The 18,645-nt window shown below is 59.4% G+C and carries 19 protein-coding genes; 10 read left to right on the top strand and 9 right to left on the bottom strand.

The genetic code is table 11. The features are described 5' to 3' along the window. Positions 1 to 27: 27 nt before the first annotated feature. A complete protein-coding gene (locus AC1DK3_RS10305) occupies positions 28 to 765 on the top strand; it encodes a phosphatase PAP2 family protein (protein ID WP_477192116.1) in 738 nt (245 codons plus the stop codon). Between the two features lie 18 nt (positions 766 to 783). Here the strand turns inward: AC1DK3_RS10305 and AC1DK3_RS10300 are convergent, their stop codons facing one another. Next, entirely contained in the window at positions 784 to 2,184 is a 1,401-nt protein-coding gene (locus tag AC1DK3_RS10300) for a sensor histidine kinase (RefSeq protein ID WP_477192115.1), read from the bottom strand. After that, positions 2,168 to 2,845 carry a response regulator transcription factor gene (locus tag AC1DK3_RS10295; protein ID WP_477192114.1) on the bottom strand — a complete coding sequence of 226 codons (678 nt, stop codon included), beginning with the start codon at positions 2,843 to 2,845 and terminating at the stop codon, positions 2,168 to 2,170. Before AC1DK3_RS10295 ends, AC1DK3_RS10300 begins: the two co-directional genes overlap by 17 nt. A 275-nt stretch (positions 2,846 to 3,120) precedes the next feature. Here AC1DK3_RS10295 and AC1DK3_RS10290 point away from each other — a divergent pair, with 275 nt between their 5' ends. The 3 genes from AC1DK3_RS10290 to yghU all read left to right on the top strand — a co-directional run bounded on the left by AC1DK3_RS10290 (position 3,121) and on the right by yghU (position 5,724). Continuing rightward, entirely contained in the window at positions 3,121 to 3,585 is a 465-nt protein-coding gene (locus AC1DK3_RS10290) for a hypothetical protein (RefSeq protein WP_477192113.1), read from the top strand. A gap of 104 nt (positions 3,586 to 3,689) precedes the next feature. Beyond that, positions 3,690 to 4,808 carry a THUMP domain-containing class I SAM-dependent RNA methyltransferase gene (locus tag AC1DK3_RS10285; RefSeq protein WP_477192112.1) on the top strand — a complete coding sequence of 373 codons (1,119 nt, stop codon included), beginning with the start codon at positions 3,690 to 3,692 and terminating at the stop codon, positions 4,806 to 4,808. 49 nt (positions 4,809 to 4,857) lie between these two features. Continuing rightward, a complete protein-coding gene (gene yghU, locus AC1DK3_RS10280; protein ID WP_477192111.1) occupies positions 4,858 to 5,724 on the top strand; it encodes a glutathione-dependent disulfide-bond oxidoreductase in 867 nt (288 codons plus the stop codon). On the opposite strand, the gene AC1DK3_RS10275 is transcribed toward yghU, so the two are convergent. Next, positions 5,725 to 6,351, bottom strand: coding sequence for an alpha/beta hydrolase (locus tag AC1DK3_RS10275; RefSeq protein ID WP_477192110.1), 627 nt, complete (start codon positions 6,349 to 6,351; stop codon positions 5,725 to 5,727). A gap of 179 nt (positions 6,352 to 6,530) precedes the next feature. Here AC1DK3_RS10275 and AC1DK3_RS10270 point away from each other — a divergent pair, with 179 nt between their 5' ends. Both AC1DK3_RS10270 and AC1DK3_RS10265 read left to right on the top strand, forming a co-directional pair. Beyond that, positions 6,531 to 7,313, top strand: a complete 783-nt coding sequence (locus AC1DK3_RS10270; protein WP_477192109.1) for a cobalamin-binding protein — start codon at positions 6,531 to 6,533, stop codon at positions 7,311 to 7,313. A 144-nt stretch (positions 7,314 to 7,457) separates the two neighbouring features. Beyond that, positions 7,458 to 7,895, top strand: coding sequence for a hypothetical protein (locus tag AC1DK3_RS10265; protein WP_477192108.1), 438 nt, complete (start codon positions 7,458 to 7,460; stop codon positions 7,893 to 7,895). A gap of 254 nt (positions 7,896 to 8,149) precedes the next feature. Here AC1DK3_RS10265 and AC1DK3_RS10260 read toward each other — a convergent pair whose 3' ends face one another. Continuing rightward, positions 8,150 to 8,374 carry a hypothetical protein gene (locus AC1DK3_RS10260; protein WP_477192107.1) on the bottom strand — a complete coding sequence of 75 codons (225 nt, stop codon included), beginning with the start codon at positions 8,372 to 8,374 and terminating at the stop codon, positions 8,150 to 8,152. Between the two features lie 314 nt (positions 8,375 to 8,688). Here AC1DK3_RS10260 and AC1DK3_RS10255 point away from each other — a divergent pair, with 314 nt between their 5' ends. The 3 genes from AC1DK3_RS10255 to AC1DK3_RS10245 all read left to right on the top strand — a co-directional run bounded on the left by AC1DK3_RS10255 (position 8,689) and on the right by AC1DK3_RS10245 (position 11,638). Further along, positions 8,689 to 8,967, top strand: coding sequence for a hypothetical protein (locus AC1DK3_RS10255; RefSeq protein ID WP_477192106.1), 279 nt, complete (start codon positions 8,689 to 8,691; stop codon positions 8,965 to 8,967). 140 nt (positions 8,968 to 9,107) lie between these two features. Further along, positions 9,108 to 10,103, top strand: a complete 996-nt coding sequence (locus AC1DK3_RS10250) for an aldo/keto reductase (protein ID WP_477192105.1) — start codon at positions 9,108 to 9,110, stop codon at positions 10,101 to 10,103. A 71-nt stretch (positions 10,104 to 10,174) separates the two neighbouring features. Beyond that, positions 10,175 to 11,638, top strand: coding sequence for an MFS transporter (locus AC1DK3_RS10245; RefSeq protein ID WP_477192104.1), 1,464 nt, complete (start codon positions 10,175 to 10,177; stop codon positions 11,636 to 11,638). Between the two features lie 6 nt (positions 11,639 to 11,644). Here the strand turns inward: AC1DK3_RS10245 and AC1DK3_RS10240 are convergent, their stop codons facing one another. Genes AC1DK3_RS10240 through ssuD form a run of 3 tightly spaced genes read right to left on the bottom strand, consistent with a single transcriptional unit; the run spans position 11,645 to position 14,437 of the window. Beyond that, positions 11,645 to 12,433 (bottom strand): ATP-binding cassette domain-containing protein, encoded by a 789-nt coding sequence (locus AC1DK3_RS10240; protein ID WP_477192103.1) that lies wholly within the window; start codon positions 12,431 to 12,433, stop codon positions 11,645 to 11,647. Between the two features lie 28 nt (positions 12,434 to 12,461). Beyond that, the gene (gene ssuC, locus AC1DK3_RS10235) at positions 12,462 to 13,262 is read right to left on the bottom strand and encodes an aliphatic sulfonate ABC transporter permease SsuC (RefSeq protein ID WP_477192102.1); all 801 of its coding nucleotides are present in this window, start codon (positions 13,260 to 13,262) and stop codon (positions 12,462 to 12,464) included. Beyond that, on the bottom strand, positions 13,259 to 14,437 hold the full coding sequence (gene ssuD, locus AC1DK3_RS10230; protein ID WP_477192905.1) for an FMNH2-dependent alkanesulfonate monooxygenase: 1,179 nt from the start codon (positions 14,435 to 14,437) through the stop codon (positions 13,259 to 13,261). The genes ssuC and ssuD overlap by 4 nt, the downstream gene beginning before the upstream one ends. A 249-nt stretch (positions 14,438 to 14,686) precedes the next feature. Here ssuD and AC1DK3_RS10225 point away from each other — a divergent pair, with 249 nt between their 5' ends. Then, a complete protein-coding gene (locus AC1DK3_RS10225; RefSeq protein WP_477192101.1) occupies positions 14,687 to 15,664 on the top strand; it encodes an aliphatic sulfonate ABC transporter substrate-binding protein in 978 nt (325 codons plus the stop codon). A gap of 35 nt (positions 15,665 to 15,699) precedes the next feature. On the opposite strand, the gene AC1DK3_RS10220 is transcribed toward AC1DK3_RS10225, so the two are convergent. Continuing rightward, on the bottom strand, positions 15,700 to 17,316 hold the full coding sequence (locus AC1DK3_RS10220) for a DHA2 family efflux MFS transporter permease subunit (protein ID WP_477192100.1): 1,617 nt from the start codon (positions 17,314 to 17,316) through the stop codon (positions 15,700 to 15,702). Positions 17,317 to 17,355: 39 nt separating this feature from the next. Then, positions 17,356 to 18,558, bottom strand: a complete 1,203-nt coding sequence (locus AC1DK3_RS10215) for an HlyD family secretion protein (RefSeq protein ID WP_477192904.1) — start codon at positions 18,556 to 18,558, stop codon at positions 17,356 to 17,358. Between the last annotated feature and the right edge of the window lie 87 nt (positions 18,559 to 18,645).

The raw sequence follows: 18,645 nt of genomic DNA, 5'->3' as shown, positions 1-18,645 counted from the left end.
ACCCGAAAGCTTCGCGGGGGTAAGTTCTTGGTTTCAAACGAAATCAGAGCGCCGTACGCGGTGGCGGCCCCGGTCGACCTCCAACGCCGAACGGCGAAAATGCTTATCCTGGGCGCGTTGGCGGTAGGCACGGCCAGCGCACTTCTCTTCCAGATTTATCCGAAGCTCGATCTCGCCGTGTCGGGACGGCTTTTCACAAATCACCAATTCATCGGACGCGACTCGAGCGCGTTTAATGCGGCGAGGTTCCTGTTCAACGTCCTGTTCTACAGCAGTTGCGCCGTCGGGCTGATAGGCTGCGTGATCACGCTTTCGACGGGACGCAAGTGGCTGAACCTCTCTTCGAATAAATGGCTTTTCTTCGCCGTCTGCGTTCTCGTCGGGCCGCTGACTGTCGCGAACCTCGGGTTCAAGGACCATTGGGGGCGGGCCCGGCCACAGACGGTGGTCGAATTCGAAGGAGACAAATCGTTTACTCCTCCCCTGGTCAAATCGACGGAGTGTCCAAGAAATTGTTCGTTCTTTTCGGGCGAAGCCTCTTCGATCTACGTCTTGGGCTTCGCCGCAGCGTTTCTGTTCCCCGCGGCTGCAGGCGCTTGGATCGTATCGGGCATCGTGCTCGGAAGCTTGTGTGGCTTTGTGCGAATGGCGGAAGGCGGACACTTCCTTTCCGACGTGATTTTTGCAGGTGTGTTCATGGCCATCACGGTCGCCCTCATCCAGATGCTGTTTTCAGCAATTTCCGGAAAAAGCGAACCGGTATGATCGGCTGTCATCAGACGGTTAACTAACGCGCGGCGCCTGATCGAACATGATTTCAGCAACGAGGCCCGGCTTGTTATCCGCGAGAGTCACCTTGGCGCTGTGAAGTTCCGCGATAGCCGCAACCAAGCTAAGGCCAAGCCCGCTCCCGCGCGTGGTCCGGCTCTTTTCCAACCGGTAAAGCCGTCTGAATACTTTTTCGCGTTCTTCTACTGGGATTCCTGGCCCCGTATCGCGCACCCGAACGATTGGCTGTCGCGTGTCGCCGGCCAGTTCCACCTCGATATCCGATGCGGGCGGACAGTGAAGGATCGCATTTTCGATGAGATTGACGAACAGCTGATTGAGAAGCCTGCGGTCGCCACGGACCGTCACGGGATTGCCAGCCCCATTTGGCACACGCAAACGATGCTGACGTTCCTCCGCAACCGCTTCCAAGGCATCGATGATATTTGCCAAGAGGCCGTTCAACTCGACGTCGACGAACTTCATCCTCCGGGCGCCCGCCTCGATTTCGGAAATGCGCAATAGCGCATCGAAGGTATCCGCGATGCTGTCGATTTCGCCGAGCGACTCATCGACGGCGGCTTTGTAGGTGTCGATAGTGGCAGGCCCCGATCGGACGACTTCGAGCTTCTGGCGCATGCGGCTGATGGGCGTGCGCAGATCGTGGGCGATGTCGACCGAAACCTGCTTCAAGTTGCCGATGAGCTTCTGCAATCGATCCAGCGTTACGTTGATAAGAGCCGCAACGTGATCGATGTCGTCCGACGCTGCATTCCTTGGAATACGCCGGTTGAACTCTCCGGAGGCAACGGCATCGAGCACCTGTTCCATCTCCTCGACTCGCCGCTGCGTCTTGAGGCCAATGAGATAGCCGCCACAGAGCGCACAAATGACTGACAAGCCGATGCCCCACAGCAATCCCGTGAGAAGCAATATTTGCGCGTCTTTGATATCGCCGTTGCCGTCTCCGACAAAGAGATAGCCGCCTTTGACGGGCGTCCAGATTCCGATAACCGCATCGCTTGCTCGCGGCGACGGCCATTGTCCGATGAGTTGCAAATCCTGCCACGGGATCGTTCGCCATCCATCGAACCGCTCCAAGGATTTGACGTTGCCCGCAACGTATTTCCCGTTCTCGTCCGTCAGCAGATAAATGTCTTCGTCCGACTGAGCGACCAGCGCATGCCGCCTGACCGTTTCCGCAAGCTCGCGAAACCCATCGCTCTCATTACCTTGAACATCGACGAGAGTTTCACGCACCTCATCAACGTGGGCCTTCAAATGCAGACTCAACTGCTCGCTGATGACCAGAAACAAAATCGCAAAAATGACGACGTTGGTCAGCGTGATGATGGCGGCAACGACACCTGCCAGACGAAACGCCGTTCGTTGCGTTAACTTATGCCGGCTGATCAATGATGTAACCCAAACCTCTCACCGTACGGATCAGAGGCGTATCCCCCGGCCGGTCGATTTTCAACCGCAAGCGGCTGACGTTTGTTTGAACGATGGAGGTCTTGGTGTCCGTCTCCAACCCCCACATTTGTTCGAGAATCATCGATCTCGTAACGACGCGCCCGCGATTTTTGATCAGAAGCTCGAGCATCCTGAATTCGCGCGGCTGCAAATGGATGATCTCACCCCCGCGCCGCACTTCGTGTTTGACAAGATTGACCTCGAGGTCATCGATCCTGAAGAGAAAGTCCTGCTTCGGACTCGGCGGCCGCCGCCCGAGCGCCGTAACCCGCGCGAGAAGCTCACCCAGCGCGAACGGCTTGACGAGGTAATCATCGGCCCCGCTTTCAAAGCCCTCGATACGGTCTTCTATGCCGCCGACGGCAGTGAGAAATATAATGCCGGAAGTGACCTCGGCACGGCGCAGGCTCTGGACCACATTAAGGCCGTCGAGATCCGGAAGCATCCGGTCGATGACCAACACGTCGAACGATCCGACTGCCGCTTGCTTCAAGCCATTGATGCCGTCGGAAGCCATCTCGACTTGATGCCCGTGCGACGAAAGGCTGTCGCTGACAAGCCTCGCCGTCTCGACATCGTCTTCAATAATCAAAATTCGCATTGCAACTTCATATTTGCGAGCGGGCCAAAGCGGCCGGCCCACGTCCGATGATTGGGCGTCGAACTCTCCGCGGAGAGTGACGGAATTGCGGCCAAACGGCTACCTATATGTAAGGATGGCCCGCCCCGGGACCCCGGCCGGATTGCCCCAAAAATCAACCTTACCATCCAAGATTGCGAGCCAATATTACGAGCCAACGTTACGAGACTGAGACCCCGCGGCCAAAATCCGAACGCCCCCGAGACCGAATTTCGGCTCCGAATTGGGGGAAGGTTTTGGCAGTCGCAAAATCCCAGTCTCTTGCATTGAGGGTCGCCGCAAGCTCAGGCCTCGTCCTCGCGTCTGCGGCCTCGAGCAGCTCCAGCTCGCCCGTTTGCGTCCGCTGCGACGGACCGGCAGCGGCCGTGCTTTGCGTGGTCGACGATTCCGCAAAAGTCGAAGCGCTCCCATTCGGGCATGTCCTTGTGGAACGGGCATGCGTGAAGCTGCTCAAATCAGAAGGTCTCCGGCACTGCAAGGCAGCCAGCGACGAAGCATGCAAGGATGCGACCCCGAAGCATGTCAGCCTGAAAGATGCCAAGCACGCCCTGCTCGGACAAGCTCGAAGCGAACCTCCGAAACCGGTCGCAATCCCCGATGCCGTCGCCGCGAAACCTCCCGCTATCAAGGAGGCGCAGACGTCGAGCAACCCCGCGATAAACGCTTGGATGCACATAAAATCGATCTTCGGCTGGAACTAGGAAAATCCGAGAATTAACGAGAAGCAACTTCACTCGTCGCCTAATGGCGCAGCCGCGGCGAGAAAACTGTCGAAGCGAACGCCTCTTCCCGATAAGCAGACGGGATGACCACAGATGGCGATTTCGAAATCTTCCTTTCGGCCACTCCAGGCTTTGAACCCGCGCTCGGCAATGAGGCCGAGGCCGCAGGATTTAAAGAGCCGAAGATCACGACAGGCGGCGTCACGATCAAAGGCGGCTGGCCCGAGGTGTGGCGCGCAAATCTCGAACTCCGGGGCGCAGGCCGCGTGCTCGCCCGCGTCGACGAATTCCGCGCCATGCATCTGGCCCAGCTCGACAAGCGCGCCCGCCGCTTGGTCTGGGGCGAAGTCCTCCGCCCCGATGTGCCCTTCCGCGTCCAGGCTTCCTGCAGCAAGAGTTCACATATCTATCATTCGGGCGCCGCAGCACAGCGGATAGAAAGAGCGATCCGCGAGGAACTCGGCGCCAAGCACTCCCCCGACGCCGAAGTCGTCATCAAGGTCCGCATCGATGACGATCTTTGCACCATTGCAGTCGATACGTCCGGCGAGCCGCTACACAAGCGCGGCCACAAGGAAGCCGTCGCCAAGGCGCCGATGCGCGAGACGATGGCATCCCTCTTCCTGAGACAATGCGGATTCATCGGGACCGAGCCCGTCTTGGATCCAATGTGCGGTTCGGGAACATTCATCATCGAGGCGGCAGAAATCGCAGCTGGCCTGAAGCCCGGCCGCTCGCGCCACTTCGCCTTCGAACAATTGGCAACCTTCGATAAAGCAGCTTGGGAGCGCCTACGCGGCACGGCAGACGCGCCGAAGCCCGAGCTTCGCTTTTTCGGAAGCGACATCGACGCGGGCGCGATCCGTATGAGCCGCGCCAACGCGGAACGCGCGGGCGTGACAGAGATCACCGAGTTCCAACAACTTGCAGCCAGCGAAATCACACCGCCTCCCGGTCCGCCGGGTCTCGTCATCGTCAACCCGCCCTATGGCGACCGGCTCGGCGACAGGAACGAACTTCAATCCCTCTACCGCTCTCTCGGCAAAACTTTGCTCAAACGATTCTCCGGCTGGAGAGTTGGCATGGTGACGAGCGAAACCTTCCTCGCCAACGCGACTGGCCTGCCGTTCGCTCAGCCCGCGGGACCGGTGTTGCACGGCGGATTGCGCGTTACCCTCTTTTTGACTGGCCCGCTGAAATAATGCTGTCGAGCAAGGCGATCGCCTCGCGGCCGAAATGGGAGCTTGAGATATGACGGAATACACGCCGCCCAAGGTCTGGGTTTGGGACAAGCCGAGCGGCGGTCAATTCGCCAGCATAAATCGCCCGATTTCAGGTCCGACGCACGACAAGGATTTGCCGGTCGGCCGCCATCCGCTTCAGCTCTATTCGCTAGCCACGCCCAACGGCGTGAAGGTCACGATCATGCTCGAAGAGCTGCTGGCGCTCGGGCACAGCGGCGCGGAATACGATGCTTGGCTGATCAATATCAACGACGGCGATCAGTTCGGCAGCGGCTTTGTAGCGGTGAACCCCAACTCCAAAATTCCCGCAATGATGGATCGCAGCGGACCGGAACCGGTGCGCATCTTCGAGTCGGGCGCGATCCTGTTGTATCTCGCTGAGAAGTTCGGCGCCTTCGTGCCGACCGAGGTTCCCGCACGTGTCGAATGCCTCTCCTGGCTGTTCTGGCAGATGGGAAGCGGACCGTATCTCGGCGGCGGTTTCGGCCACTTCTACAGCTACGCGCCGACGAAGATCGAATACGCCATCGATCGTTTTGCGATGGAGGTGAAGCGCCAGCTCGACGTACTCGACCACCGCTTGGCCGATAACGCATATGTTGCGGGCAACGAGTATACGATCGCCGATATGGCAATCTGGCCTTGGTACGGCGCGCTCGTACAGGGCACACTTTACGGCGCGGCTGAGTTCCTCTCGGTCAACGAGTATAAGAACGTCCGTCGCTGGGCTGACGCCATTCGCCAGCGGCCCGCGGTCCAACGTGGGCGAATGGTGAACCGCATCTCGGGCGATCCCGCGAGCCAATTGCATGACCGCCACGACGCGGCCGATTTCGAGACAAAGACACAGGACAAGTTGCTCGCTGGCAGTTAGTCACGACGCGTCGCGCTCAGTCAGCCACGCGTTGAGATCCTGCATTTCGCGTTTCCCGATCTCATGGTGCATGCGCTCGTAGGAATGAAACGCATTCGGAACGCCGAGCCGGTCGAGCGCTTCATGAGCGCGCCTTGCGCTGGCGAACGGAATGCGCTCGTCAGCCGTTCCATGGCCGATGAAAAACGACTCGTGCGTCCAATCCGCTTTTGGCGAAAGCTTGCGCTCGTCGAAGGCGTAAAGGGAGCCGCTGAGCACAGCCGCGCCGCGAAACCTGCCGGGCGCGCCCAGGACTGCATGGTAGACCATCACCGCGCCCTGACTGAACCCCGCTAGAAAAACCCTCTGAGGATCGGCGTGGAACCGGTTGACGGCTGTTTCGACAAGCTTGGCGATGCCATCGCGACTGAGCCTGATGTCCGCCTCGATCGAAGCGCCCTTGCGATACCATCGGTAGCCACTGGCCCGATCTCCAAATGGCGCGCGGGGCGATACGACGACAAAGCCTTCCGGCAATTGCGGCCAGAGACCGATCATATCGGTCTCATCGGCGCCGCTTCCGTGAAGCAAGACGATCAGCGGCGGACGGGCAGATGGCTTCGCCGGCTCGTGAAAGAGATAGGTCAACTCGCTATCCGCGGCCCGCACGTACGTGGCAGCGACAGCCCAAAATGTCGTAAGCAAAAACAGGCAGCACCATTTTGCCGCCCGGCCCGACTTAGACCAGTAACGCTTAGACCCGTTACACTTAGACTCGCTATGATGCCTCATCGCTCCCCGCGTCGACCACACTCGGTATAAATCACATGCGCCACTTTCCCGCCCGCCGGCTTGTCTGCCTCACCGAAGAGACGGTCGAAACACTGTATCTGCTCGGAGAAGAGCACAGGATCGTCGGCGTCTCCGGATATGCGGTTCGCCCGCCTCAAGTTCGGCGCGAGAAGCCGCGCGTGTCGGCCTTTACCTCAGCGGACATTCCAAAAATCGAAGCCCTGAAGCCCGATCTTGTTCTCGCATTCTCGGATATTCAAGCGTCGATCGCGGCGGATCTCGCACGCGCAGGACTCGCCGTCCATGTTTTCAACCAACGTGACCTGGCCGGCATCTTCGCGATGATACGGACGCTCGGGGCCCTCATCGGCTGCAACGAAAAAGCCGATGCACTGGCCCGCTCGTTCCAAGAACGCATCGAGAATGTCCGGCGCGAAACGCGGACGCTAGCCCGCCGTCCGCGTGTCTATTTCGAGGAATGGGACGAGCCGATGATAACCGGCCTATGCTGGGTTTCCGAGTTGATCGAGATTGCGGGCGGCGATGATATCTTTCCCGAAAAGCGCAGCGAGCCCGCCGCCAAGGATCGCATCGTGTCCGCCGCGGACGTGGCACATCGATCGCCCGAGATCATTCTCGCGTCCTGGTGCGGCAAAAAGGTGAGACCGGAGAAAATTCGCGCACGAGACGGATTGCAAAACATACCGGCAGTTGTCGAAAACAAAATCTACGAGATCAAGTCGCCGCTCATTTTGCAACCGGGTCCCGCTGCTCTGACCGATGGCCTCGACGCCATCCGTGCCGCGATCACGGCTTGATCGCGCCGTCATCGGCCGACGCGAACAACTGCGCGATCTTCGCTAAGGCGATTTTTAGCACGACCTGGGAACACCGGTAGCCGCAGGGAGTATTCTGCTAGGCTGTCGTGTGGGGGCACGAAGCCAGAGGTTGTTGGCTGTGCCATGTCAAATCGGTTTTATGCGTCGCTGTTTTATATCGCTCTGATCGTGGCCAGCTCCTGGACCGTCGTGACAGTCGGAGAAGCTCTTGCCCGTGAAGCACTGACAAAGTTGGCGCGAGCTCCCTCATCGGAGCGACGGCCGACGCGGGTGAATGTTGTATTGGCTTCGCAGAAGGCGATTGTCTCCCCGTCACAAGCCAGGGACGTGATCGTGCCGAAAGCGCCTTCGATTGCGTTCGGCGAACTGGCGAAAGGCCTCGACGAGGCCGAGCAGAACAACAAGCAACTTAAAACGATGGGCGTCGTCGTGCGGCCGCGGGTGGCGGGCTGGGTAAAACGGATTCCCAGACGCGCGCTACCGGAAGAGCAGCCGAGACGGGCCGCATCGGAAGATTCCTCGGGCCGTATCATAGTTCGGTCGCTGCGCGCAGAAATGTAGGCGCGAAGACGCTGAAAATTCGGATGAAGTGGTGGGCACCCGGCGGGGGAAGAGGGGGGTGGCCGAGTGCCCACGCTCAAGACCTCAATCCGGGGGGAGGATATGAGGTATACGTACGATACCAGAAATCCGACAGCGAGAAGTTAACGGCCGCGCTCTTTTGCGAATGATATCGGCTTGAGTCCCGCGACACCTCAGAGATCAACCGAGAATTTCGAAGCAACCCATGAAATTTGCTTCAGCTTTCCCTACTTTCAATGCTGGACATCTTCGGGGCTTGTACTTCGCGATAGTTTATTGATCGCTTCTCCCTGACCATCCGCCGGAGGACTTTCATTCCGATATCGCATGGGGTTATCGCTATGCGGTCGCGACGAGAGCGCCTGCTCCCAAGCGCGCGCCAGCGCATAAAGAATTACGATCCCGAAGGCGTACACGCTCGCGATGAAGATGATGACGGGAGTTGCGTCCTCAGACACGAGAACCTCCATTTCGCTTTCCCGCTACTTGGTTATTTCAGCATAACCGCACAAGGTGCCCGGAGTTGACGGGAGTGCGATGACGAAGCTGGCCTTTGAACTGTTATGAATGTCTGTGCGGACAATCGACCGTGACAGGGCTCGCAATTGAGAGGCCTCCCCGCATTCACCGAATACGGCCGTCCTTGGACCCAATCTGCCGAATTGATCGGCAGATACGCCGCATTTTGTCTAAATTGTCGTCAAGGCTTCTTATTGCCCTGATGTAGAATCCGAATGCATTCACCGATTCGGGTTCCCAAGGGACGGCCGGCGTGACTCTCGTCATCGTCTTCATCGGCGCCATTTGTAATTACTATTTCGGTGCCATTGGCGCTGTCCTCGGCGCTTTGGTCATCACCTCCTCGCTTTCCAAATCCAGAGCCAATGTCCTTCTCCCCTTGCTTGCGATTATCGGCTTGTCATGGGCCGCCGGCGAAGTCGTCGCGAGCCACACCGGAGCCGTTGCAGGCGTAACATTGGCAACCGCTTTGGCGCTGTGGCTCGACGGCGGCAAAAAAATCCGCCCGCAGCAGGCTATCGACAAGCGTTGACGAGCCGCCTGCTTTATTGCTGACTTCATTATCGCCGTTTTTATTGTCCGCCCCTGCCGGTTGCGCCGGCCAGATTTCATTCCACATGACGGATCTTCAATCCGCACGCTTCCTGATGCATTCACTCCCGCGAGGTATCCATGGAATACGTCAAACTCGGTCACACTGGTCTCGAGGTGTCCCGCATCTGCCTGGGCTGCATGAGCTACGGGCAATCCGACGCAGGCGTCATGAAATGGACTTGGACCTTGAGTGAGGAGGACAGCCGCCCCTACATCAAATCGGCGTTGGAACACGGCATAAATTTCTTCGATACCGCGAACGTCTATTCCCACGGCGAGAGCGAGCGCGTGCTCGGCCGCGCCCTTCGCGATTTCGCCAAGCGCGAGGATGTCGTTATCGCCACCAAAGTCTATTCCCCCATGCGGCCTGGACCGAACGGCAAGGGCCTCTCGCGCAAGGCGATCCTTTCCGAGATCGACGACAGTCTGACGCGCCTCGGCACCGACTACGTCGACCTCTACATCATCCATCGCTACGATTATGAAACGCCGCTGGAGGAAACGCTCGAAGCACTGGACGAGGTCGTGCGCTCCGGCAAGGCGCTCTATCTTGGCGCGTCCTCGATGCACTCTTGGCAGTTCATGAAAGCCATCGGTCTGCAGCGCGCCCACGGCTGGGCGCAGTTCATATCGATGCAAAATTATTACAACCTCCTCTATCGCGAGGAAGAACGCGATATGCTGCCGCTCTGCCTTTCCGAGGGTATCGGCGTCACGCCCTGGTCGCCGTTGGCGCGCGGGCGCCTTGCTCGCCCCTGGCAAGATGAACCACAGACGGAGCGCGCCAAGGCCGATCCGTTCGCCCAACGGCTCTACGAAAAGACGAAGCAGATCGACAAGCCGATCGTCGATCGCGTGCTCGACGTCGCAAAAAAGCGCGACATCTCAGCCGCTCAGGTGGCACTCGCCTGGATGCTGACGAAACCCGCGGTGACGTCTCCCATCATTGGCGCGACCAAGCCCCATCAGCTCGAGGACGCGATAAACGCTGTATCGGTCAAGCTGACGCCCGAAGAAATCACCTATCTCGAAGAGCCATATGAGCCTCATGGGCTTTCCGAAGCTTTCGTCTAAACCGTCATTCCGATTTGAACCGCTACAGGGCTCGCGAGTTTCCCTCCGAAGCGAGCGAGCCCTGCGGTTCCATGCAAAAGCCGGTTGCAAGCGAGAAGGTGGAAGGCGGGACTGTCGTCGAAACGACGATACCCTCACGCCTCGATCGCTTGCCGTTCGGGCGCTTTCACGTCCTCGTCATCGTGGCGCTCGGCATAACTTGGATTCTCGATGGGCTGGAGGTGACCCTCGTCAGCGCCATTGCCGGCGCCTTGAAGAGCAGCCCCACGCTTCAGTTTACCAATACCGATGTCGGCATAACGAATAGCGCTTACCTCGCCGGCGCCGTGCTTGGCGGCTTGTTCTTCGGCTGGCTGACAGACAGGCTTGGGCGCAAGAAACTCTTCTTCATCACGCTGACGACGTACATGCTCGCAACGATCGCGACGGCTTTCTCGTGGAACCTCGTGAGCTTTTCGCTATTCCGCTTTCTGACTGGCGCCGGCATCGGCGGCGAGTACACGGCCGTTAATTCGACGATCCAGGAACTCGTCCCCGCGCGCTATCGAGGCTGGACCGATCTCAGCATCAACGGCAGCTTCTGGATCGGCGCAGCGCTCGGCGCTCTGGGCTCTGTCGTCCTGCTCGATACCGCGCGCGTACCGGCGGACATCGGCTGGCGGTTGACCTTCCTGATCGGCGGTGGACTGAGCGCATTCATTTTCCTGTTGCGCTTATGGATTCCGGAGAGCCCGCGATGGCTCATCACGCATGGCCATGCAAAAAAAGCTGACAAGATCGTGGATGGAATAGAAGCGAGATTCGAGAACGGCAACCAGGTTCTCGACAACACGGCACTCAAAACGACGCGCCTCAAAACGCGCAGTCATACGCCGCTCATCGAAGTCGCGACGTCGATCCTGAAAACACACCTCGATCGCGCGATCGTGGGATTTTCCCTGATGACCGCGCAAGCCTATTTCTACAACGCGATCTTCTTCACCTACGCGCTCGTTCTTTCGTCGTTCTACGGCGTCGCGACCGACAAAATTGGTTGGTATCTTCTGCCCTTTGCCGCCGGAAACTTCCTCGGACCGCTGCTGCTTGGACGGCTCTTCGACATTTGGGGACGCCGGCCAATGCTGATCATGACTTATAGTGTATCCGGCGTGCTGCTCGCAGTCACCGGATATTTGTTCGCGGCCAATCTCGTCTCGGATTCGATGCTCACGTTCGCCTGGGTGATCGTATTCTTCTTCGGTTCGGCAGCATCGAGTGCAGCCTACCTCACGGTCAGTGAATCGTTCCCGCTTGAAGTCCGCGCGCTCGCCATTTCGCTTTTCTATGCAGTAGGAACCGGCGTCGGCGGCGTCATCGGTCCCGCTTTCCTCGGCCACCTTATCGATACCGGATCACGCAACAGCGTATTTGTCGGCTATCTCATCGGCGCGGGATTGATGCTGTTAGCTGCTGGCGTCGCCGCATTCAAAGCAGTCGCCGCCGAGGGCAAGCCGCTCGAACAAGTTGCGCGCCCCCTGTCTCTCGCCGACGAGTAGCGTCGATCACACCTCGGCGAGAATCTTGGCCTGCAAAGCGGCAAGATGCGGATCGGCGCGATGGCGCGGCCTCTCCGCAGCAACGTCGACGTCAAATGTGAGACGGCCATCCTTGATGACGATGACGCGATCCGCCAGCGCCACGGCTTCGGCAACGTCGTGCGTAATCAGCAAAGTCGTAAATTTACGCTGAAGCCAAAGTCTCTCCAAGAGCCCGTGCATTTCAACCCGCGTCATCGCATCGAGCGCTCCGAAGGGTTCATCGAGAAGCAGCACACTCGGACGGCCGACAAGCACACGCGCCAAGGCAACGCGCTGGCGCTGCCCTCCCGAGAGCACCGCAGGCCATTCGTTCAGGCGATCTGCAAGCCCGACGTCGCTAAGCGCCTCAATAGCCGCTTCCCGCCAGCCAGGCACACGCGCGATGCCGACGTTGCTCAGCACGCTGTGCCATGGCAGCAGGCGCGCGTCTTGAAACAAGAGCCGCACCGAACTCTGCAATCCTTTGACCGCCTCGCCGTCGATGACGACGCGTCCCTCTTCCGGCTGATCGAGACCAACGACCAGACGCATGAGCGTCGATTTGCCAACGCCCGAACGCCCGACGATCGCGACGAACTGCCCGGCGGGAACATCGAGACTGAGCCCGTCGAGAACTTTGCGCGGCCCGAACGAACGCTTTAGCCCCTCGAGCTTCAGCGGCTTGCCGAGCGGCGTCGGCTGCGTTTCGTGCGCGACGGACACGGCGTCGTCAGCGCTGACGAGATCGCGGCGTGGGTCAATTCTCTTCAACATTGCTGCAATTACCTGATGCGATTTGGTTCTAAGCTGAGACGGAGCCGGACCCGTGATAGGCGGGATGCCACGCCAGAACACGGTGCTCGATCAGCTTCGTCGCGAAGTCGGCGGCCTTGCCGAGAAGCGCGTAGACGAGGATGCCGAGCACGACCACATCGGTCTGCAGGAATTCCCGCGCGTTCATCGTCATGTATCCGATACCCGAGGATGCGGAGATGGTTTCGGCGACGATGAGCGTCAGCCACATGATGCCGAGCGCGTAGCGCAACCCGACGAGGACCGAAGGCATGGCGCCCGGCAAAACCACGCGCCAGAAAATCGCGAAAGGACCGAGCCCGTTGACCTTCGCCATCTCGACGAGCCCGCGATCGACGGTGCGTATCCCATGAAACGTGTTGAGGTAGATCGGGAACATGGTGCCGACAGCAACCAGGAATATTTTCGCTGTCTCATCGATGCCGAACCATAGGATCACCATCGGAATGATGGCGAGATGCGGCACGTTCCGCAGCATCTGTAATCCGGAATCGAACAGCTTTTCAGCAGGCCGCGATACGCCGTTGAGAACCCCGAGAATAAATCCAAGGCTCCCGCCGACCGCGAGCCCCACGATCGCGCGATTGAAGCTGACCATCACGTGATGCGCGAGCGCGCCGCTCTTCGCGTTCTCCCAGAACGCAACTGCCACTTGGCTCGGCGCAGGAAGTACGCGCTGCTCGATCAGGCCCGCTCGCGTGAAGACCTCCCATAAAACGAGCACCGACACCGGCAACAGCCACGGCGTCAGACGATCGATGACGCTCTCAGTCCGCGAAATACGGCTCATGACTGGCCTCGCTGCCGTTCTTCGGGAAGAATCGAATTTGCAATCGTCTCGCCGATTGGCCCACAGGCGTCTTCCCGCCGCCGCTGGCCGCGAGCGCCATCAGCTAATGGCAGAAGCGGGAAAACGAGTTCAGCGAAACGATATGACTCTTCAAGATGCGGATAGCCCGAGAAAATGAAGGTATCGATCCCGACCCGCATATATTCCTTGATGCGCTCCGCCACGGTCTCGGCATCGCCGACGAGCGCAGTTCCCGCGCCGCCTCGAACGAGGCCAACACCTGCCCAAAGATTTGGACTGACCTCCAGCTTGTCGCGGCCGCCGCTGTGCAGCGCCAGCATGCGCTTCTGCCCGACGGAATCCATTCTCTCGAATGTCTTTTGCGCAGCCGCGACCGTCTTCTCGTCGAGGTGTTTCAAGAGATCGCTTGCGGCGCGCCACGCCTCCTCGTTCGTTTCTCGCACGATGACGTGCAGACGAATGCCGAAGGAAAGTTTGCGCCCGCGCGCAGCTGCTGCCGCCTGCGCTACCTGAACTTTCTTGGCGACCTCGGCGGGCGGCTCGCCCCACGTCAAATACTTATCGACCGTCTCTGCCGCCACCGCGATCCCCGCATCCGACGAACCGCCGAAATAGAGCGGCGGATGCGGAGCCTGAATAGGTTGAAAGAGCAGACGGCCATCTTCGATCTTGATATGCCGGCCCTGATAATCCACCCGGTCGCCCGCAAGAAGCCCCTTGTAGACGTCGAGAAATTCCTTCGTCACTTCGTAGCGTTCATCGTGCGACAGAAACACGCCGTCGCCTTTGTTCTCGACCGGATCACCGCCGGTCACGACGTTGATGAGCAACCGCCCATCTGAAATGCGATCGAGCGTCGCTGTCATTCGCGCTGCGACCGCCGGCGAAAGAAGACCGGGCCTTACAGCGACGAGAAAGCGAAGCCGCGTCGTCTGCGGCAACAGTGCCGATGCGATAACCCAGGAGTCTTCACAGCTTCGTCCAGTAGGCAGAAGCACCCCGAAATAGCCGAGCCGGTCGGAAGCTTCCGCGATCTGCTTCAAATAACTGAGATCCACGCGACGGCCGCCGACAGACGACCCTAGATAATGTCCATCGCCATGCGTCGGCAGAAACCAAAGGACATTCGCTCGTTCTGCGGCTTCAATCGTCACAGTCAATTTCCCCGCCTTATGGGTTGGATGTGAAGCGTCGCGCGATGGCAGATTTTCTCTGCCACCGCCGGGGCGACAACACGTTCCGTTTTATTGGACGAGCGTGAGCAGCATCACAAACAACAAAAACCGATTTGCTTTTCGGATTTTTATATTGGCGTCCCCGGCGCGCGCGTCGCGATAGTTCGACTGAAGCCACATCGCGGCCGCAGCAAGATCGCGGCGACGAAAAATCGGGGGTACATTCCTATGAACCGACGCCATTTCTCAAGCGGCCTTGCCGTCCTTGCACTCACGCTCACTGCCGCAATAAACGGCACTGCGAGCGCCGATGCGCCGAAAACGGTGCGCATCGGATTTCAAAAATCGTCGACGCTCATCAATGTACTGAAGGCGAACGGCGAGCTGGAAAAGGCGTTGTCGGAAGTTGGCGTCTCCGTGACGTGGTCCGAATTTCCGAGCGGCCTGCCGTTGCTTGAAGCGCTGAACGTCGGCGCCATCGACGTCTCGGGAGACGTCGCCGATACCGTTCCGATTTTCGCGCAGGCTGCAGGCGCTAAACTGACCTACCTCGCCAGCGAAGCGCCTTCACCCTCGGCGCAAGCATTGATCGTCAAATCGACGTCCCCGATCAAATCCGTCGCCGAACTCAAGGGTAAGAAAATCGCCGTCGCCAAAGCATCGGGCAGCCATTACCTGCTCATCGCTGCGCTCGCGCACGCAGGCTTGAAATTCAACGACATCGAGCCTGCTTACTTGACACCCGCCGATGGCCGCGCCGCCTTCGAGAAGGGCGCCGTCGATGCGTGGGCGACATGGGACCCGTTCGTGGCTGCCGTCCAAAAGCAATCCGACGTTCGTGTACTGGCTGATGGCAAGGGCATCGCTGACTATCAGCGCTATTACCTCGCGTCTTCCGCTTTCGCTGCTCAGCGGCCCGACGTCCTCAATCTCGTGTTCGCGAAACTGAAAGAGAGCGGCGATTGGGTAAAGAAAAATCCGGAAGCGGCCGCTCAACTTTTGGCCCCCGTCTGGGGTCTCGACTCGGAAATCGTCAGCATCGCGAATGCGCGACGCAGCTATGACGTTCGGCCCGTCGGCTCCGAGAACTTGGCCGACGAGCAGAAGATCGCCGACGCCTTCTTTGCCGAGGGCATTCTTCCGAAACAGATCAAAGCCAGCGACGCCGAGATCTGGGCTCCGGCTAAAAAGGCGGCAGCGAATTAATTCGCCGCTGCCCGACTGACTTCGCTCGGAGCAAATCAATGTGCCGCAGAGGCGCCACCGCTGGGCGGCGCCTTTCGCGCAAAGAGGAGCGCCACCGCAGCGACCGCGAGCATGATGGCGATGACCGCGAAGGTATCGCTGAATCCCATGACGAGCGCCTGGCGCTTGACGGTCTTGCCCAGCGCGACAATCGCCTGGTGGCGCGCTGCAGCGGCATCCGAAACACCGTGCGCCAGGAAATAGTTCGTCATCTCGTCGATCCGCTGACGAACCTCGTCACGATAGACATTCACGGATTGACCTATGATGTTCGAGTGAAACTGCTCGCGCTTCGTGATGATGGTTTCGAGCGCGGCGGTACCGACGGCACCGGCCAAATTCCGGAGCATATTGAACAGACCGGAAGCGTTGGCTGCATCCTTTGGCGCAATGCCCGAGGTCGCGATTGCGGTTAGCGGCGTCAGGATGAGAGCCTGACCCACCGCGCGCACGATGTTGGGTACGAAGAACTGGTCGCCGGAATAATCGAGCGACATATTGACGTTCATGAAGCAGCTCAGCGCAAAAAGCGCGATGCCCGCGACGCCGATGTAGCGAACGTCGAAAATCTTCATCAGCCGTGGCACGAAGGGGATGATGAGAAGCTGCGGCAGTCCGGTCCACGCGAGTACGTTCCCGATCTGCTCAGCGTTATAACCCTGCACCTGCCCCAAATACTGCGGCAGAACATAAACCGTGCCGAACAGCGCGAAGCCGACGAGCATGTTTGCAACGGTGCCGATGCCGAAATTTCTGTCTTTCAGCAGCCTGAGATCGACGAGCGGCTTTTCGACGGTGAGCTCGATCCACACGAATGCAACGAGAAACACCACCGCGATGACCGCAAGCTTCACGATGAATGGCGAACCGAACCAGTCATCCTTGTTTCCCTCTTCGAGCAGCGTCTGAAGGGCGGCAAGACCGATCGCCATCGTGAAGATGCCGGCCCAATCGCCTTCCTTGAGAAGACCGAGCTGCAGCTTGTCTTTTTCGAGCGTGAACCACAGCGCCACGATCATGATCGCACTTGGAACGGCGTTGATGAAAAAGATTTTCTGCCAGCCGTAGTTCTCGGTCAGATACCCGCCAATCGTCGGACCGATGGCAGGAGCAAACGTGACGGCAATCGCGAATAGCGCCAACCCGACTGGCTGCTGAGACTTCGGCAGCCTCGTCACGACCATCGTGAAAGCCATCGGTATCAGCACACCTCCGGCGAAGCCCTGAAGCCCGCGCATCGCGATCATCGTGCCGAGGTCATGCGCGAACGCACACGCCATCGAGAAGACGGCGAAAAAGAACGTGCTGACGATCATGTAGCGGCGAAAACCGAAGACGCGGCTGAAATAGCCCGTCAGCGGGATGACCACGATTTCGCCGATCAGATACGACGTCGAGATCCACGCGCCGTTGTCGGCGCCCGTTCCGATGCCGCCCTCGATATCGAGAAGAGACGCGTTGGTGATCTGGATGTTCAGGATCGACATGAAGGCGCCGATCATGCCGGCAACGACGGCGATCCAAGTCGTCAAGCTTGCTTTATCGGCTGAGCCGGTCCCGGCCGCCTTGGAAAAATCCGCGGCCGGTATTGCCGTCTGATCCGCGCTTGCCATCGCTGCTTACTCCAACTCAATGGCGCTAAGCCCTTGCCATCACTTGGCTGCGAGAGAAGTGCCGGATTTGCTCTGCTGCTTGGTTTCGATCGTCGGGTAGACCGACATTCCCGGACGAAGTTCTCCGGCGAGCGGGTTGCCGCAATCGAGCGTGATCTTCACCGGAATGCGTTGGACGATCTTCGTGAAGTTGCCCGTCGCATTGTCCGGCGGCAAAAGCGCAAACTGCTGACCGCTCGCAGGTGCAAGGCTGTCGACGTGCGCGGGTATCTCCACCCCTGGGAACATGTCGACTTCGACGTTCACTGCCTGGCCAGGACGAACATCCGCGAGCTGCGTTTCTTTGTAGTTGGCGACGATGTACGCGGAAGCCGTCGGCACGACAGCCATCAACTGCGTTCCTGCCTGAACGTACTGACCGACGCGCAACGTGCGGTTTCCAACCGCCCCGTCCACGGGCGACAGAATGTTCGTGTAGGAGAGGTTCAACTCGGCCTGTCGCTGCACGGCTTCAGCACGCGCCTGCGTTGCCTGCGCCTGCGCAAGTTCTGCTTTCAGAATATCGGTCTGCTTGATGGCATTCACGAGCGAAGCGCTATCCCGCGCGACCGATGCATGAGCTGCCGCAATGCGTGACGTAGCCTGCTGCGCGTTCTGGACGCTGCCGTAGCCAGTGGTGGCGAGGTGCGTGAAACGCTCATTGTCCTGCTCGGCGAACTTTTCGTTCGCGCGATCGACGTCGATCGTCGCCTTCGCGCTTTCGATGATCGATTGTTGGGCGTCGAGCGACGCCTGCTTGTTCGCGACGGCCGCCTTGGCGCCGAGAACGTCGGCCTTCGCCTGATCGAGAGCGACCTTGAAGTCGCGATCGTCGATCCGCGCCAGCACCTGACCGGCCTTCACGGTCTGGTTGTCGCCAACGAGGACGTCCGACAGATAGCCGGAAACCTTCGGTGCAATGGTCGTGTTGTCGGCCTGAACGTAAGCGTCATCCGTCGATACCTGGAAACGCCAAACCGACCAGTATTCCGAGCCGATGTATGCGGCAGCTCCCAAGACCACGAGGCTCGCACTGGCCAGAAGCGGCCAGCGGGACCTTTTGGGAGGCGCAGACGCGACAGGTTGCTGCGGCTCAACAGCCTTGGCGCCGGGAGCCGGTGCCTTCAGCTCTGCCGGCTGCCGCTGCCCGGACGACGGGACAAACGAGACCTCGGCGTCGGTAACCGGCCTGTCCGCGATCATGGCATTGGAATGATGGCCCATTGGGGCTGCTCCTCGACACGCTTCAGTTCGGCCGGCATCGCGACCATTAGGAAACTTGATGTTTTC

The sequence above is a fragment of the Hyphomicrobium sp. 01T421 genome, assembly GCF_056398805.1.
This window is presented reverse-complemented; position numbering and strand designations above follow the sequence as displayed.